The following is a 15,818-nucleotide window of genomic DNA, read 5'->3' on the forward strand; positions in this document are numbered from 1 at the left end:
TGACCGGCGGGTACACCGACAGGTGATGCGACAGGAATCGGGCGCCGGGCTTGTCGGCTTCGGTCAGGCCCGCGGACGCCCGGACACGCGTCCCGATGTGCCCGGACACCGCCCGTCATCCGGTGAACAGTTGTGTCGCCTTCCGTACGAGTTCGTACAGCCCGTAGGCGAGCGGTACCCCCACCCACAGCCAGGCGAAGGTGATCAGCCCGCGGCGGGCGGGGCCGGCCCCGCCCGCGTCAGGCGGACTCGTGCTGCTGTCGCCGGTCATCGGCGGCCTCCTTCGTCAGGTCGGGGCGGGGGACGTGGTGGCGGGGATGCACGGGCCGGACGAGTTCGTTGGCGACGAAACCGACCACGAGCAGGCCGATCATGATGAGGAACGACAGCCCGTACAGCGACGAGCCGTGCTTCCCCGCCTCCTCCTGCCGGTCGGCGACCCAGTTCACGATGAGCGGTCCGAGCACGCCGGCCGTGGACCACGCGGTGAGCAGCCGTCCGTGGATGGCGCCGACCTGGTAGGTGCCGAAGAGGTCCTTCAGATACGCCGGGGCCGCGGCGAAACCGCCTCCGTAGAAGGAGAGGATGACCAGCGCGCACAGCACGAACAGCGGCTTGGAGGTGTCGCCGAACATCGCGATCAGGGTGTACATCAGCGCGCCGACGCCCAGGTAGAGGCGGTAGACGTTCTTCCGGCCGATCACGTCGGAGGCGGAGGACCAGCCGATGCGGCCCGCCATGTTCGCCGCCGACAGCAGGGCGACGAAGCCGGCGGCCGCGGTCACCGACACCGGCGCGGAGGTGTCCGCGAAGAAGTCGGTGATCATCGGGGCCGCCTTCTCGAGGATCCCGATGCCGGCGGTGACGTTCGTGCAGAGCGCCAGCCACAGCAGCCAGAACTGCGGGGTGCGCAGGGCGCCGCGGGCCGAGACCTGCGGACCGGTGAGAGCGGCGGCCGCCGGGGCGTGGGCCGTCGGAGCCTGGCCGGTCGGCCGCGGGAGGCGCGGCACCCGCACCAGCACCACGCCGAGCAGCATGAACAGGGCGTACGTCAGCCCGTGCACGAGGAAGGCCAGGGCGATGCCGGTGTGGCCGGTGCCGAAGGACTCGAGCATCTGCGCCGACCACGGCGAGGCGATCAGCGCGCCGCCGCCGAAGCCCATGATGGCGATTCCGGTGGCCATGCCGGGCCGGTCCGGGAACCACTTGATCAGGGTCGACACGGGCGAGATGTAGCCGATGCCGAGGCCGACGCCGCCCACGAAGCCGTAGCCGAGGACGATCAGCCAGTACTGCTCGGTGGCCGCGCCGAGGGCGGAGAGCAGGAAGCCGGAGGAGAAGCAGACGAGGGCGACGGTCATCGCCCAGCGCGGCCCCTTGCGCTCCACGAGGGTGCCGCCGAACGCGGCGGACAGGCCCAGCATGACGATGCCGAGCTGGAACGGCAGCGCGCTCTGGGTGCCGCTGAGGCCGAGGGCGGACTCCAGCGGCGGTTTGAACACGCTCCAGGCGTAGGCCTGGCCGATGGAGAGGTGGACCGAGAGGGCGGCGGGCGGAACGAGCCAGCGGCTCCAGCCCGGGGGTGCGAGGGGAGGGCTCATGGAACCCGGACGGTAGGGAGAGCCCGGGTGGTTGAAAACCCATCGGGTCGACGGTATGCGGTGAACGGTATGCAGTCTGCGGCGAACGGTCGGACCGCACGGCGGCCGGAACGCGGGCGTGCGCGAACCCTTGCTGAGCCCACCTCCATACTGTAGACAATATTTCGTCGACATTCGTCATACGCCGGATCCGGCCGTCGGCCTCCACCTCCGCGGTACTCCCTCGACCGAACGGAGCGTTCCCAGTGAAAGTGGCAGTTCTCGGCGCCGGGGCCATCGGCGCCTACGTCGGCGCCGCGCTCCATCGCGCGGGCGCCGATGTGCACCTCGTCGCCCGTGGACCGCATCTGGCGGCCATGAGGCAGCACGGCGTGCGGGTGCTCAGCCCGCGCGGCGACTTCACGGCGCGCCCCCACGCGACCGACGACCCGGCCGAGATCGGCCCGGTCGACTACGTCTTCCTCGGCCTCAAGGCCAACGCGTACGCGGCGTGCGGGCCGCTGATCGCACCCCTGTTGCACGACACCACGGCGGTCGTGGCCGCCCAGAACGGCATTCCCTGGTGGTACTTCCACCGGCACGGCGGCCCCCACGACGGCCACCGCCTGGAAAGCGTGGACCCCGGCGGCTCGGTCAGTGCGGTGCTCGCGCCCCGGCGGGCGGTCGGCTGTGTCGTCTACGCCGCCACCGAGCTCGAAGGGCCCGGCGTCGTACGGCACCTGGAGGGCACCCGGTTCTCGATCGGGGAGCCCGACCGCAGTGTCTCCGCGCGCTGCCTCGCGTTCAGCGGGGCGATGGTGGACGGCGGGCTGAAGTGCCCGGTGGAGCCCGAACTGCGCGGCGACATCTGGATCAAGCTGCTCGGCAACATCTCCTTCAACCCGATCAGCGCCCTCGCCCGCGCGACCATGCGGCAGATGTGCCTGCACGGCGGTACCCGCAGGGTCATCGAGATCATGATGAACGAGACGCTCTCGGTCGCCCGCGCCCTCGGCTGCGAGGTCGGCGTGTCCGTGGAGCGCCGGCTGGCCGGCGCCGAGCGCGTCGGCGACCACCGCACGTCCACGCTCCAGGACCTGGAGCGCGGCAAACCGCTCGAACTCGACGTATTGCTCGCCGCCGTCGTCGAGTTGGCGGACATCACCGGCGTGGAGGTGCCCACCCTGCGCACCGTGCACGCCCTCTCGGACCTGCTCGCGCTGAGGAGCGCCGCATGAAGAGCACCAGGAAACGCGACCGGAGCCCGAAGACCTACACCAGGCTCACCCATCCCCTGGTCCGCGACGCGCGTGACGAGCCGTTCCGGCGGGCCACCTGGGACGAGGCCCTGGAGCGGGCCGCCCGGGGAATCGGCGCCGCGCGCGGCGCGTTCGGGATGTTCTCCTGTGCCCGCGCGACCAACGAGATGAACTACGTGGCGCAGAAGTTCGCCCGGGTCGTCATGGGCACCCACAACGTCGACTCCTGCAACCGCACCTGTCACGCCCCGTCCGTGGCCGGGCTGTCGGCCGCGTTCGGCTCCGGCGGCGGGACCTCGTCGTACGAGGAGATCGAGCACACCGACGTCATCGTGATGTGGGGTTCCAACGCCCGCTTCGCACACCCGATCTTCTTCCAGCACGCACTGAAGGGCATCCACAACGGCGCCCGTATGTACGCGGTCGACCCGCGGCGGACGTCGACCGCCGAGTGGGCGGAGAGCTGGCTCGGGCTGAACGTCGGCACGGACATCCCGATGGCGCACGCGATCGGCCGCGAGATCATCCACGCCGGCCTGGTCAACGAGGCGTTCGTCCGGGGGGCGACGACCGGGTTCGAGGAGTACCGGGAACTCGTCGAACCGTGGACGCTGTCCCTCGCCGAGAAGGTGACGGGCGTACCGGCCGCCGCGATACGGGAGTTGGCGCACGCCTACGCCCGCGCCGAGCGCGCCCAGCTGTGCTGGACCCTGGGCATCACCGAGCACCACAACGGCACCGACAACGTCCGCGCCCTGGTCAACCTCTCCCTGCTCACCGGCCACGTCGGCCGCTACGGCGCCGGTCTGCAGCCGCTGCGCGGCCAGAACAACGTGCAGGGCGGCGGCGACATGGGGGCGATCCCCAACCGGCTGCCCGGCTTCCAGGACTTCCTCGACCCGGCGATCCGGCTGAAGTTCGAGTCCGCCTGGGACACCGTCCTCCCGCCGCGTTACGGGATGACGCTGACGGAGATGTTCGAGGCCATGGACGACGGTTCGCTGCGGGCCGTCTACTGCATCGGGGAGAACCCGGCGCAGTCCGAGGCGGACGCCGAGCAGGCGGTACGGCGGCTGAGCGGGCTGGACTTCCTGGTGGTGCAGGACATCTTCCTGACGAGGACCGCCGAACTCGCGGACGTCGTCCTGCCGGCCACCGCGGGGTGGGCGGAGACCGACGGCACCACCACCAACAGCGAGCGCAGGGTGCAGCGGGTCCGCCGGGCGGTGGTGCCGCCCGGTGAGGCACGCGAGGACATCGACATCATCTGCGATCTCGCCACCCGCCTCGGCCACGACTGGAAGTACGCCGACGCCGAGGCCGTCTGGGACGAACTGCGGTCCGTCTCCCCCGACCACCACGGCATGACCTACGGACGGCTGGAGGAGCACCAGGGCATCCAGTGGCCGTGCCCGAGCACCGACGCGCTCGAACCGCCGTATCTGCACGGCAGGTTGTGGGACCCGGACCCGGAGCGGCGGGGCAGGCCCGCGCCGTTCGGGATCGTGCAGCACGATCCGCCGGTCGACCTCACCGACGAGGAGTACCCGATCCGGCTCACCACGGGACGCCGGCTCGACTCGTACAACACCGGTGTGCAGAGCGGTGGTTACTCCTCGCCCCTGCGGCGCGGCGAGGCCGTCGAGCTGTGCCCGGAGGACGCCGAGCGCTACGGAGTGGCGGTCGGCGAGCAGGTGCGGGTGACGTCCCGGCGCGGGTCGGTGCTGGCGCCGGTGTGGGTGGACACCGCGCTGCGGCCGGGGCTCGCCTTCATGAGTTTCCACTTCCCCGACGAGGTGGACACCAACGTGCTGACCATCGAGGCCAACTGCCCCATCGCCGGAACCGCGGAGTTCAAGGCCTCGGCGATCCGGATCGAGAAGCTCCCGGCTCCGAGCCCCGTGATCCAGTGATCCCGTGATCCAGTGAGGTGACGCAAGTGGACCTGCGCTTCGGTGACAGCAAACCGACGGACGAGGAGCGGGCGGCGGTCGACGCGCTGCTCGGTCCTCCCGAGTCCTCGTGGGAGGGTGCCGACCGCGACGGGATGCGGGCCGGCGATCTGAGGTGGGCCCGTGGCGGGCGGGAGGCCCGGGACCGCCGCGACCAGCTGCTGCCGGGGCTGCACGCGGTCAACGACCGGGTGGGCTGGATCAGCGAGGGCGCCCTGGACTACCTGTGCCGGCGGCTGACGGTGCCGCCGTCGGAGGCGTACGGGGTCGCCACGTTCTACGCGATGTTCTCCGTCAGGCCGCGCCCGGCGACCGTGCTGCACGTGTGCACGGACCTCGCGTGCGCGGCGGCCGGGGCCGGGGCGCTGTGCGCCGGGATCGAGTCGCGGCTCGGGCCCGGCAGCGGGGTGAGCGTCGAGCGCAGCCCCTGCCTGGGCCTGTGCGAGCGCGCCCCGGCGGCCCTGGCGATCAGGGCCGGGGAACCGGTGTGTACGGCGGTGTCGGCGCCGGCGACGGTGGACTCGGCGGTGCTCGCGGCGAGCGCGCCCGACGCCGCCCCCGAGGAGCCGGCCGCGGCGATGGCGGTGCCCCAGGCGGGGGACCCCTCGCTGACGCTGCTGCGCCGGGTCGGCGCGGTCGACCCGGCCTCGCTGGACGACTACCGCGCCCACGGCGGCTACGCGGCCCTGCGCCGGGCCTTCGCACTGGGGCCGGCCGGGGTGATCCGGGAGGTCACCGACTCGGGCCTGCTCGGACGGGGCGGCGCCGCCTTCCCCACCGGCCGCAAGTGGCAGGCCACCGCCTCCCAGCCGGACCGGCCGCACTATCTCGTGTGCAACGCCGACGAGTCCGAGCCCGGGACCTTCAAGGACCGGGTGATCATGGAGGGCGATCCGTACGCGCTGGTGGAGGCGATGACCATCGCCGCCTACGCGACCGGCGCGCACCGGGGGTACCTCTACCTGCGCGGTGAGTACCCGCGGGCGCTCCACCGCATGCGGCACGCCATCGACCGGGCACGGGCGCGCGGCCTGCTGGGCGACGACGTCCTCGGCCAGGGGTACGCCTTCGACATCGAGATCCGGCGCGGCGCGGGCGCGTACATCTGCGGTGAGGAGACCGCGCTGTTCAACTCCATCGAGGGCTACCGGGGCGAGCCCCGCTCCAAGCCCCCCTTCCCGGTGGAGAAGGGCCTGTTCGGCAAGCCGACGGTGGAGAACAACGTCGAGACGCTCGTCAACGTCCTGCCCGTCCTGACGATGGGCGCCCCGGCGTACGCGGCGATCGGCACCGGGCGGTCCACCGGCCCCAAGCTGTTCTGCGTGTCCGGCAGCGTCGGCCGGCCCGGGATCTACGAACTGCCGTTCGGCGCGACGCTGGGCGAGCTGCTGGAGCTGGCCGAGGTGCGCGACGGGCTGCGGGCGGTGCTGCTCGGCGGGGCGGCCGGTGGCTTCGTGCGCGCCGACGAACTGGACATCCCGCTCACCTTCGAGGGCACCCGCCAGGCGGGTGCGACGCTCGGCTCGGGGGTCGTGATGGCCTTCGACGACACCGTGCCGCTGCCCCGGCTGCTGCTGCGCATCGCGCAGTTCTTCCGCGACGAGTCCTGCGGGCAGTGCGTGCCGTGCCGGGTCGGGACCGTGCGCCAGGAGGAGGCGCTCACCCGGATGGTGGAACGCACCGGTTCCGGCGCCGCCGGTGACATCGCCCTGCTGCGCGAGGTGGGCAGCGCGATGCGGGACGCCTCGATCTGCGGTCTGGGCCAGACCGCGTGGAACGCCGTGGAATCCGCCATCGACCGTCTGGGGGCCTACGAATGACCGTGACACCGCTGGGGATTCCCCGCCGCCTGCTGGAGTTCACCCTGGACGGCGAGCCGGTCCGGGCGCCCGAGGGGTCGACGATCCTGGACGCCTGCCGGGCGGCCGGGAAGGACATCCCGACGCTGTGCGAGGGCGACACGCTGACACCGAAGAACGCGTGCCGGGTGTGTGTGGTGGAGGTCGAGGGCTCGCGCACGCTGGTCCCGGCCTGCTCGCGCAGGGCCGAGCCGGGCATGGAGGTGCGGACCGGCACCGAGCGGGCCCGGCACAGCCGGAAGGTGGTCCTCGAACTGCTCGCGTCCTCCGTCGACCTGTCGACGACCCCGCGGGCCGCCGAGTGGATCAAGGAGTACGAGGCGAAACCGGACCGCTTCGGCCCGGACGCGGCCCGCGTCGACGAGGAGCCGAGGGTCGACAACGACCTGTACGTGCGCGACTACGGCAAGTGCATCCTCTGCTACAAGTGCGTGGACGCCTGCGGCGACCAGTGGCAGAACTCCTTCGCGATCTCCGTCGCGGGCCGCGGTTTCGACGCGCGGATCGCGGTCGAGCACGACGGTCCGCTGACCGAGTCGGCGTGCGTGTACTGCGGGAACTGCATCGAGGTGTGCCCGACGGGCGCCCTGTCGTTCAAGTCGGAGTTCGACATGCGGGCGGCCGGCACCTGGAACGAGGCGGCGCAGACACGGACGACGACGGTGTGCGCGTACTGCGGAGTGGGCTGCAACCTCACGCTGCACGTACAGGACAATGAGATCGTGAAGGTCAGCTCACCGCACGACAATCCGGTGACCCACGGCAACCTGTGCATCAAGGGCCGTTTCGGCTATCAGCACGTACAGAACCGGGACTGACACCAGGCACGACCAGGAGACTGGGGACTGGGGACATGGGACGAGTCACAGAACGACGCAAGGTGGTCCGCATCCGGGACGGGGTGGTGTCCACCCGCCCGGACACGCTCGTCACCGAGGAGCCCCTGGAGATCCGGCTGAACGGGAAGCCGCTGGCGATCACGATGCGCACCCCGGGTGACGACTTCGCGCTGGCCGTCGGCTTCCTGGTCAGCGAGGGCGTCCTGGCGACGGCGTCCGACCTGCGGAACGTCGTGTACTGCGCGGGGGCGACGCGTGGGGGCACCTCCCGCTCGAGCGGAGCCGAGAGTGGGGGAGGGGTGAACACGTACAACGTGGTCGATGTGCAGACCGCCCCCGGCGTGCGGATCCCGGACATCACGCTCGAGCGCAACGTGTACACGACCTCGTCCTGCGGTCTGTGCGGCAAGGCAAGCCTGGACGCGGTGCGCACCACGACCCGCCACCCCATCGCCGACAGTCCGCCCCTGCGCCTCACCCCGGAGCTGCTGGCCGGTCTGCCCGACCGGCTGCGCGCCTCCCAGCAGGTCTTCGACCGGACGGGCGGCCTGCACGCGGCGGCCCTGTTCGACGAGGACGGCGAGCTGCTGGACGTGCGGGAGGACGTGGGCCGGCACAACGCGGTCGACAAGCTGGTCGGCCGCGCGCTGCAGCACGGGAACCTGCCGCTGTCCCGGACCGTCCTGATGGTCTCCGGCCGGGCCTCCTTCGAACTGGCGCAGAAGGCGGTCATGGCGGGCATCCCGGTGCTGGCGGCCGTCTCCGCGCCGTCCTCGCTGGCCGTGGACCTGGCGGCGGAGACGGGGCTGACCCTCGTGGGGTTCCTGCGGGGCAGTTCCATGAACGTGTACGCGGGTGAGGACCGGATCGTCCTGCGGACCGCGGTCTCCCAGGGCTGACCGGTTCCCCGCGGCACGGCGGCGGGGTCCCTCCCGGCGGGGAGCGCCCCCTGCGCCGTGGGGACCCCGCCTCGATGTGTGACCACCGCGCCGTGGACCCGGGCCACTTCGGCCACTAGCGTCCCGGGGTGTGCCCGACGACACAGCACGAGCAGGCGTACGAGCAGGGGTGCGCCCACGGAGGGGGACGGCGGCGACGCGTCTGCTGCTCGCGGCGGCGCTGGCGCTGGTCCTCGGCGCCGTGCTGCTCTTCGTCCTGCCGGAGAACGACGACCGGGGACGGAACGACGGCGTCTGCGCGCCGCGCACCGTCGCCTCCTGGGCGGCGGAGGACGCCCTCACCGCCGAGTTCGCCCGCTACGGCGACGACGCCGCACGCACCGACGACTGGACGGGCGGCGACGGCACCCACTCGGTGCGGCTGCCCGACGGCCGGCTGCTGTGGCTGTTCTCCGACACCTACCTGGGCCACGTGTACGGTCCGCCCAACCCGGTCGGCGAGTCCCACGCCTGGCGGGACCCCGCCACTCCGCTGGTGCGCAACTCGGCCGTGCTGATGCGCGACGGCCGGCTGGAGACCACCCTTCCCGCCCCGCTCTTCCCCGACCCCGCGCCGGACCAGTGGCGCTGGCCGGTCGCCGCCCGGGTCGAGCCCCGCTCCCCCGGCTCCGCGGAGCGGGTCGTCCGGGTCGTGCTGTGGGTGCGTACGGCCGGGCAGTCCCCATGGATCTACGGCGTGCCCACCGCCACCGAGGTCGCCACGCTCTCCCTGCCCGAGCTGCGCCTGGAGTCGGTGGTGGAGGTGCTCGACCAGCGGAACGTCCCCGATCCGTCCCGCCGGGTCCTGTTCGGCACCACCCTGGTCGAGGAGGACGGCTGGACGTACGTCTTCGGCGGCGACGACGGCCGGGCCGTCTCCCGCGGGGCCTCCCACGCGTACGTGGCGCGGGTCGTGGAGGGCGGGCTCGCCGATCCGGCGGCCTGGGAGTACTGGGACGGCTCGGCCTGGCAGACCCGCGCCCGCCCGCGCCCGGTCCTCGGCGACGGACACCGCACCGGCGTGGGCAGCGCCTTCTCCGTGGTGCGGGACGACGGGCGGTACGTCCTGTTCACGATGGCCGCGGGCGTCGAGGGGCTGACCACGGTGGCGTCGTACTGGTCCTGCTCCCCCGCCGGCCCGTGGCACGGACCGGGGAAGGAGTTCGCTCCCGCGCTGCCGCACGGTGGGACCGGCGCCTACAACCCACAGGCCCACCCGGAACTGAGCGACGACGGACGGCTGGTGCTCAGCTACGACGTCAACCTGCTCGAGCCGTCCGGCGCCGCGGTGCCGCTCAGCCGGAACGTGTCCCTGTACCGGCCCCGGTTCGTGACGGTCCGACTGGGATCCGGACGGTGACGTCCACGTCCTCGGCCACGGCCGCGGCCTCGGCGGTCCCCGCGTCGAGGGGGTCGGGGTCGTGCGAGCGGCGTCCGGCGATCACCGCGCAGACCATCAGCTGCATCTGGTGGAACAGCATCAGCGGCAGCACGGCCAGCGAGGCCTGCGCGCCGAACAGCACGCTCGCCATGGGCAGTCCGGCGGCCAGGGACTTCTTCGAACCCGCGAACTGGATCACGATCCGGTCCGCCCGGCCGAACCTCAGCGCCTTGGCGCCGTACCAGGTCAGCAGCAGCATCACGGCCAGCAGGACGGCCTCGACGGCGAGCAGGCCGCCCAGCCGGGCCGGACTCACCTGGTTCCAGACGCCCCGCACCATTCCCTGGCTGAACGCGGTGTAGACGACGAGCAGGATCGAGCCCCGGTCGACCAGGGCGAGCACCTTGCGGTGGCGGGTGACGAACCCCCCGATCCAGCGGCGCAGCACCTGTCCGGCGACGAACGGCACCAGCAGTTGCAGCACGATCTTCGTCACCGAGCCGGCGGAGAACCCGCCGGCGCCCCCGCCCAGCAGCACCGCCGCGAGCAAGGGGGTCGCCACGATGCCGACGAGCGAGGAGAAGGAGCCGGCGCAGATCGCGGCGGGCACGTTGCCGCGGGCGAGGGAGGTGAAGGCGATGGACGACTGGACGGTGGACGGGACGAGCGTGAGGAAGAGCAGGCCCTGGTACAGGGGGTCGGTCAGCAGGACCGGGACGAACCCGCGGGCGGCCAGGCCGAGCAGCGGGAAGACGAGGAAGGTGCAGGCCAGGACGGTGCCGTGGAGCCGCCAGTGTCTCAGTCCGTCCAGTGCCTCACGGGTGGAGAGCCGGGCGCCGTAGAGGAAGAAGAGGAGGGCGATGGCGGCGGTGGAGGCACCGGAGGCGAGCTCGGCGCCGGTGCCGCGGGCCGGGAGCAGTGCGGCCAGGCCCACCGTCCCGAGCAGGAGCAGGATGTACGGGTCGATCGGCATCCGACTCGGCCGGTGCGGGCGTTTCACGGTGTTTCACTTGCTCCGTTCACTCGGGGCACTTCGGGACTCCTCGGGCCGCTCGGCCGTTCTTCGGGGCTCCGCCGCGCGAGCACGGCAAGCCCCTCTCCATCCTGCTCCCTCCCGCCGTGATCGGGAATCCCGTACACCGCTCTCACTGTCATCGCGTTCCGCGATAACCTGCCGGGGTGTCCGAGACCGAGATGTACGACCCGACGCAGCTGCGGACGTTCCTGTCCGTGGCGCACACGCTGTCCTTCACCCGGGCCGCCCGGCGCCTCGGGCTGCGGCAGTCCACGGTCAGCCAGCACGTGCGGCGCTTGGAGGACGCCACCGGGCGGCAGCTGTTCACCCGGGACACCCACTCCGTGGAGCTCACCGAGGACGGCGAGGCGATGCTCGGCTTCGCCCGGCGGATCCTGGACGTGCACGAGCAGGCGGCGCAGTTCTTCGCCGGCACCCGGCTGCGCGGCCGGCTGCGGTTCGGCGCGTCGGAGGACTTCGTCCTGACCAGGCTGCCGGAGATCCTGGAGCGGTTCCGGTACGAGCACCCGGAGGTCGACCTGGAGCTCACGGTCGAGCTGTCGGGCACGCTGCACGAGAAGCTGGCCGCGGGCGAGCTGGACCTGGTGCTGGCCAAGCGGCGGCCGAAGGACCCCCGGGGTGAGCTGGTGTGGCGCGACGAACTGGTGTGGATCGGCGCGCGGGGGCTGCGCCTGGAACCGGGCCGTCCGGTGCCGCTGATCGTCTATCCGCCGCCGGGCATCACCCGCGAGCTCGCGCTGCGGGCGCTGGAGCGGCAGGGCCGCGCGTGGCGGATCGTGTGCACCAGCGGCAGCCTCAACGGCCTGCTCGCGGCGGCCCACGCCGGGCTCGGCGTGATGGTGCACTCGCGCGGGCTGATCCCGCCGGGGCTGGTGCGGATACCGGACCGGGCGGGGCTGCCGGAGCCGGGCCGGGTGGACTTCGTGGTGGCGCACGGCCGGCGGCGCCCCTCGGCGCAGGGTGCGGCGCACGCGCTGGCGGCGGCGATCCTGGCGGGCGGGGACCGGTTGAAGCGCAGGGCCGTCGAGAAGGCGTACGAGAAGGAGGCGGCGGAGGAAACGGAGGCGGCGGCGCTGTACCGCAGGTGAGTCGTGCCGTCCGGAATGCATCGGGAGCCATGATCGTTGACGATGGGCGTGTCATCCGATCACCACCCGAAGGATCGAGAGCTCGTGAGCAAGGTCCCCCCGATCACTCTGAACAACGGCGTCGAGATGCCCCAACTGGGCTTCGGCGTCTGGCAGGTGCCGGACGCGGAGGCCGAGACGGCCGTCGCGGCGGCACTGGAGGCGGGCTACCGCAGCATCGACACCGCGGCGGCGTACGGCAACGAGGAGGGCACGGGCCGGGCGATCGCGGCCTCGGGGGTCCCCCGCGAGGACCTCTTCGTCACCACCAAGCTCTGGAACACCGACCACGGTTACGACTCCACCCTGCGCGCCTTCGACGCGTCCCTGTCGAAGCTCGGGCTGGACCATGTGGATCTGTACCTCATCCACTGGCCGACGCCGGCCCGGGGCCGCTACGTCGACACGTACCGGGCGTTCGAGAAGCTCTACGCCGAGGGCCGGGTCCGCGCCATCGGCGTGTCGAACTTCCAGCGCGAGCACCTGGAGCACCTGATCGCCGAGACGTCGGTCGTGCCGGCGGTCGACCAGATCGAGCTGCACCCGCATCTTCAGCAGCGCGCCGCCCGCGAGTACCACGCGCAGCAGGGCATCGCCACCGAGGCCTGGTCGCCTCTGGGCCAGGGCAAGAGCCTGCTGGAGGTCCCGGCGATCGTGGCCATCGCGCAGAAGCACGGCCGTACTCCCGCCCAGGTCGTGCTGCGCTGGCACATCCAGCTCGGCAACGTCGTCATCCCCAAGTCGGTGACGCCGTCCCGCATCGAGGAGAACATCGACGTCTTCGGGTTCAGCCTGGACACCGAGGACCTCGCGGCGATCAGTGCCCTCGACGAGGGCCGGCGGCTGGGCCCGGACCCGGCGACGCTGAACTGATCTCCGGACCGGCCTCCGGGTGCCCCGGTCCTCCGGGACACGGATGCGGCGGCCTCCCCTGTGCGGGGGAGGCCGCCGCGTCCATGTGGCGCCACCGGCCCGGACGGGTCCTACACCGGGCGGACGGCCGTGTGGACCGTGTGGGCCGCCAGGTAGAAGACGTCGGGGCGCTGGTGGAGGCTCGCCTCGTCGGCCGGGTCGAGGAGGCGGTCGAGGGTGGCGCGGTCGTCGGCGTCCAGTTCCCCGGAGAGTCTGTCGCGGGTGCGGGTGAGCCTCTCGACGACGTGGGCACGGACACGGTCGTCGGCCGGGGCGGGGAGGTCGAGGAGGAAGGTGCGGGAGCGGGTGTGGTGCAGACCGACCGCGGTCAGCAGCGCCGGCCAGTCCTCGGTGTGCGCGACGGAGTCCGGCAGTTCGGCGCGCATGCGGGTGAACCAGTCGGCCTCCACGGCGTCCATGCGGGCCTGGAGTCCGGGCCGGCCGATGCCGATGTCGCGCGGCAGGAACCGGGTGGGCAGCCCGCCCTCCATCACGGCCAGCGTGCCGCCGGGCGCGAGCCGGGCGGCGTAGGCGGCGAGTGCGGCGCGCTGGTCGCCCAGGTGGTGGACGCTGCGGCTGGCCCACAACAGGTCGGCGGGGTACTCCAGTTCGTCGAGCACACCGGGCAGTTCACCGGCGAGGGTGCCGAAGCGGTCGCCGACGCCGTACCGGGCGGCGCGCTCCGCCGCCCGCTCCAGCAGCGGGGCGGAACCGTCGGCGGCCACGATGCGGGCACCCTCGAAGACCTCGGCGAACAGGCACGCGATGACGCCCGGCCCACTGCCCGCGTCCACGATCAGTCCCGGTTCCGTCACCTCCTTCGCGAGCCAGCCGAGGGCCCGCTCGTACAGGGGCGTGAACAGTTCGGCCTCCGATTCGAGCAGGGCGGCCATCTCCGCCCAGTCGATGTCGGTGTGCGTGTGCGTGTCCGCACCCGTGTCCGTGCCCGGGTGCTCGTGCTGGTGGTGATGGTGGTGCGCCATGGTGGTCAGCCTCTCCGCTCGGATGCGCACAGAGTGCGCCGACGCACCGGGCAGGGGCCAATGATGTTGCCGCTTTCGCAAAACGGTTTCCCGAAACGGGTCGGTCCGCCGGGGCCGGGGACGGGCGCGCGGCCCGGTCCCTCGGCCCCGGCGGACCAGGGGTCGGCCGGTCAGGACAGCGGCGGGTACGCGTTCCTCATCAGCTCCTGGAACTGGGCGGAGAACCAGTGCCCGGAGATCGGGGCGTCCGGCAGGGCGCCCGACATGCTGTTGTCGTTCCTCGGGTTACCCGTGTACGTCGGGTCGCACATCCGGTCGAAACCCTTGCCCTCGTCGTTGTCGATGACCTTGCTCGCGCCATCGGACTCGCCCGGGGGCTTCATCCACACGTAGGCGTCGATCCCGGGCTCCGGTGCGGCCTTCGGCCGCTCTCCGAGGCCCGCACCCTTCTGGTTGCACCAGTTGCCCGTGTTGAATCGACGGTCGTAGCGGCCGCCGTCGACGTAGGTGTCCACGCTGGTCGTGGCGCCGGGCCCGGCGGGCCGGGCGGTACCGCCCCAGCCGTTGCGGGAGGTGTCGATCAGCATGCCGATCTTCGAGTCGAAGCCGAGCGAGACCAGCTCCTGGCGCAGGGCCTTGGCGTACGACAGCTCGTCGACGTAACGGTTCCAGCTGACCCACTTGGACTCGCGCACGGACTTGCCGGCCACGGTCTGGTCGATCGAGAAGTTGTTCTCCTTGAGCGCGCTGTAGTTGGCGGTGTTGGCGATGAAGCCGTGGACGTCGGCCACGGTCGCGCCCTCGGCGGTGGCGGCCTGCTTGAAGACCTGGGCGGAGGCCCCGAAGTTGTCGTCCCAGCCCAGCCAGCCGTGGTGGCCGGCGTCCACGTAGTTGTAGACGTTGGGCACGTCGCCGAGCTTGTTCAGGGCGTAGCCCACGCCCTTGACGTAGTTGCCGTTGGCCTTCATCACATCGCAGTCGGGCGTGGCGGTGGCCCGCGGGGAGACGTTGGTGACCAGGTTGGGCAGCGAGTCGATCTCGACCGTGGTGACGATCCGCAGCGAGGCGTACTTCGGGTCGGCGAGGATCTTGGCGATCGGGTCGATGTACTGCGTCTTGTACTTGTCGATCTCCGTGGGGCCGAGTTCGCCGTTGGAGGCGAGGGCGGAGCAGTCACGGCCGGGCAGGTTGTAGATGACCACCTGGAAGACGAGTTCGCCCGAGCCCTTCTGCCGCAGGGCCTCGTCGAGGTGGGCACGCAGCCCCATCTTGCCGTTGGCCCCGTTGATGGCGGCGGTGCGGTCCAGCCAGACACCGGTGGGCTGGTTCGCGATGCGGCTGCCGCCCGGTTCGGCTGCCGCGTTCGCGGACCACTCGGGGTTCACGTACACCTTGGCGCCGCTGTAGGGGTTGTCGACCCGGCTGCCGGGGTCGGTCGGATCGGTCGGGTCCGTGGGGTCGGTCGGGCCGCCGTCGTCGACGTTGCACGTGACACCGTCGAGCGTGAAGGTGGCGGGAATCGCGTTGCTGCCGCTGTAGGTGCCCTGGAAGCCGAAGCTGGCCGAACCACCGGTGCCCAGCGCGCCGTTGTAGGACTCGTTGGCGGCGGTGACGTTGGCGCCGGACTGGGTGACCTTGGCGTTCCAGGCGCTGGTGACCCGCTGGTTGCCGGCGTAGGACCACTTCAGCTGCCACGAGGACTTGGCGGAGCCGAGGTTGGTGACCGTCACGGCGGCGGTGAAGCCGCTGTCCCACTGGTTCTGCACCCGGTAGTCGACGGTGCAGGGGACGGCGGCGGCGCCCACGTCGCCGGGGACGGCGGCGTAGGCCGTCCCGGCGGCGCCGGCGACCAGCGCCATGGCAGCGAGGAGCGCGGTTCTGGTACGACTCATGAGTGCGGGTTTCCTATCCGTAGGGGGCTGTCCGAAGAGGGCTGTCCGTCGGGGCGCGCG

Annotated in this window: 13 protein-coding genes; 8 read left to right on the plus strand and 5 right to left on the minus strand. The window is 72.0% G+C overall.

What is annotated here, in order from left to right; all coding sequences use genetic code 11:
* Positions 1-115: 115 nt before the first annotated feature.
* A complete protein-coding gene (locus tag ACTWJ9_RS03545) occupies positions 116-271 on the minus strand; it encodes an MFS transporter small subunit (protein ID WP_202277041.1) in 156 nt (51 codons plus the stop codon).
* The gene (locus ACTWJ9_RS03550) at positions 240-1,601 is read right to left on the minus strand and encodes an OFA family MFS transporter (protein ID WP_387039162.1); all 1,362 of its coding nucleotides are present in this window, start codon (positions 1,599-1,601) and stop codon (positions 240-242) included. The genes ACTWJ9_RS03545 and ACTWJ9_RS03550 overlap by 32 nt, the downstream gene beginning before the upstream one ends.
* 245 nt (positions 1,602-1,846) lie before the next feature.
* Here ACTWJ9_RS03550 and ACTWJ9_RS03555 point away from each other — a divergent pair, with 245 nt between their 5' ends.
* From ACTWJ9_RS03555 to ACTWJ9_RS03580, 6 genes are all read left to right on the plus strand, one after another.
* The gene (locus ACTWJ9_RS03555) at positions 1,847-2,818 is read left to right on the plus strand and encodes a 2-dehydropantoate 2-reductase (RefSeq protein WP_279332563.1); all 972 of its coding nucleotides are present in this window, start codon (positions 1,847-1,849) and stop codon (positions 2,816-2,818) included.
* Positions 2,815-4,752, plus strand: coding sequence for a molybdopterin oxidoreductase family protein (locus tag ACTWJ9_RS03560; protein ID WP_279332564.1), 1,938 nt, complete (start codon positions 2,815-2,817; stop codon positions 4,750-4,752). Before ACTWJ9_RS03555 ends, ACTWJ9_RS03560 begins: the two co-directional genes overlap by 4 nt.
* 26 nt (positions 4,753-4,778) lie before the next feature.
* Positions 4,779-6,611 (plus strand): NAD(P)H-dependent oxidoreductase subunit E, encoded by a 1,833-nt coding sequence (locus ACTWJ9_RS03565; RefSeq protein ID WP_443295184.1) that lies wholly within the window; start codon positions 4,779-4,781, stop codon positions 6,609-6,611.
* Positions 6,608-7,468, plus strand: coding sequence for a 2Fe-2S iron-sulfur cluster-binding protein (locus ACTWJ9_RS03570; RefSeq protein ID WP_279332566.1), 861 nt, complete (start codon positions 6,608-6,610; stop codon positions 7,466-7,468). Before ACTWJ9_RS03565 ends, ACTWJ9_RS03570 begins: the two co-directional genes overlap by 4 nt.
* A 35-nt stretch (positions 7,469-7,503) precedes the next feature.
* Positions 7,504-8,388: a formate dehydrogenase accessory sulfurtransferase FdhD gene (fdhD, locus tag ACTWJ9_RS03575; protein WP_443295185.1), complete on the plus strand. Its 885-nt coding sequence runs from the start codon at positions 7,504-7,506 to the stop codon at positions 8,386-8,388.
* Between the two features lie 130 nt (positions 8,389-8,518).
* Entirely contained in the window at positions 8,519-9,787 is a 1,269-nt protein-coding gene (locus ACTWJ9_RS03580; protein ID WP_443295186.1) for a DUF4185 domain-containing protein, read from the plus strand.
* Here the strand turns inward: ACTWJ9_RS03580 and ACTWJ9_RS03585 are convergent.
* Positions 9,723-10,781 (minus strand): bile acid:sodium symporter family protein, encoded by a 1,059-nt coding sequence (locus tag ACTWJ9_RS03585; protein WP_443295187.1) that lies wholly within the window; start codon positions 10,779-10,781, stop codon positions 9,723-9,725. The two genes, ACTWJ9_RS03580 and ACTWJ9_RS03585, sit on opposite strands and share 65 nt — an antisense overlap.
* Before the next feature lie 221 nt (positions 10,782-11,002).
* Between ACTWJ9_RS03585 and ACTWJ9_RS03590 the strand changes: the two genes are divergently transcribed.
* Together ACTWJ9_RS03590 and ACTWJ9_RS03595 are read left to right on the plus strand one after the other, a co-directional pair.
* The gene (locus ACTWJ9_RS03590) at positions 11,003-11,932 is read left to right on the plus strand and encodes a LysR family transcriptional regulator (RefSeq protein ID WP_443295848.1); all 930 of its coding nucleotides are present in this window, start codon (positions 11,003-11,005) and stop codon (positions 11,930-11,932) included.
* A gap of 84 nt (positions 11,933-12,016) precedes the next feature.
* On the plus strand, positions 12,017-12,844 hold the full coding sequence (locus tag ACTWJ9_RS03595) for an aldo/keto reductase (RefSeq protein ID WP_443295188.1): 828 nt from the start codon (positions 12,017-12,019) through the stop codon (positions 12,842-12,844).
* A 110-nt stretch (positions 12,845-12,954) separates the two neighbouring features.
* Here the strand turns inward: ACTWJ9_RS03595 and ACTWJ9_RS03600 are convergent, their stop codons facing one another.
* Complete coding sequence (locus ACTWJ9_RS03600; RefSeq protein WP_279332572.1) at positions 12,955-13,866, minus strand: class I SAM-dependent methyltransferase; 912 nt, start codon at positions 13,864-13,866, stop codon at positions 12,955-12,957.
* A gap of 170 nt (positions 13,867-14,036) precedes the next feature.
* Entirely contained in the window at positions 14,037-15,758 is a 1,722-nt protein-coding gene (locus ACTWJ9_RS03605) for a glycoside hydrolase family 6 protein (RefSeq protein WP_387042455.1), read from the minus strand.
* Positions 15,759-15,818 lie beyond the last annotated feature (60 nt).

The organism is Streptomyces sp. GDS52 (genome assembly GCF_052246875.1).
In the GTDB taxonomy this organism is placed as follows: domain Bacteria; phylum Actinomycetota; class Actinomycetes; order Streptomycetales; family Streptomycetaceae; genus Streptomyces; species Streptomyces cathayae.

What these genes read in the sequence shown, in the direction of transcription:
- ACTWJ9_RS03600 (WP_279332572.1), bottom strand. Translation starts at nt 13,866, where the DNA reads ATGGCGCACCACCATCACCACCAGCACGAGCACCCGGGCACGGACACG.
- ACTWJ9_RS03585 (WP_443295187.1), bottom strand. Translation starts at nt 10,781, where the DNA reads ATGCCGATCGACCCGTACATCCTGCTCCTGCTCGGGACGGTGGGCCTG.
- fdhD (WP_443295185.1), top strand. Translation starts at nt 7,504, where the DNA reads ATGGGACGAGTCACAGAACGACGCAAGGTGGTCCGCATCCGGGACGGG.
- ACTWJ9_RS03605 (WP_387042455.1), bottom strand. Translation starts at nt 15,758, where the DNA reads ATGAGTCGTACCAGAACCGCGCTCCTCGCTGCCATGGCGCTGGTCGCC.
- ACTWJ9_RS03545 (WP_202277041.1), bottom strand. Translation starts at nt 271, where the DNA reads ATGACCGGCGACAGCAGCACGAGTCCGCCTGACGCGGGCGGGGCCGGC.
- ACTWJ9_RS03590 (WP_443295848.1), top strand. Translation starts at nt 11,003, where the DNA reads ATGTACGACCCGACGCAGCTGCGGACGTTCCTGTCCGTGGCGCACACG.
- ACTWJ9_RS03550 (WP_387039162.1), bottom strand. Translation starts at nt 1,601, where the DNA reads ATGAGCCCTCCCCTCGCACCCCCGGGCTGGAGCCGCTGGCTCGTTCCG.
- ACTWJ9_RS03570 (WP_279332566.1), top strand. Translation starts at nt 6,608, where the DNA reads ATGACCGTGACACCGCTGGGGATTCCCCGCCGCCTGCTGGAGTTCACC.
- ACTWJ9_RS03560 (WP_279332564.1), top strand. Translation starts at nt 2,815, where the DNA reads ATGAAGAGCACCAGGAAACGCGACCGGAGCCCGAAGACCTACACCAGG.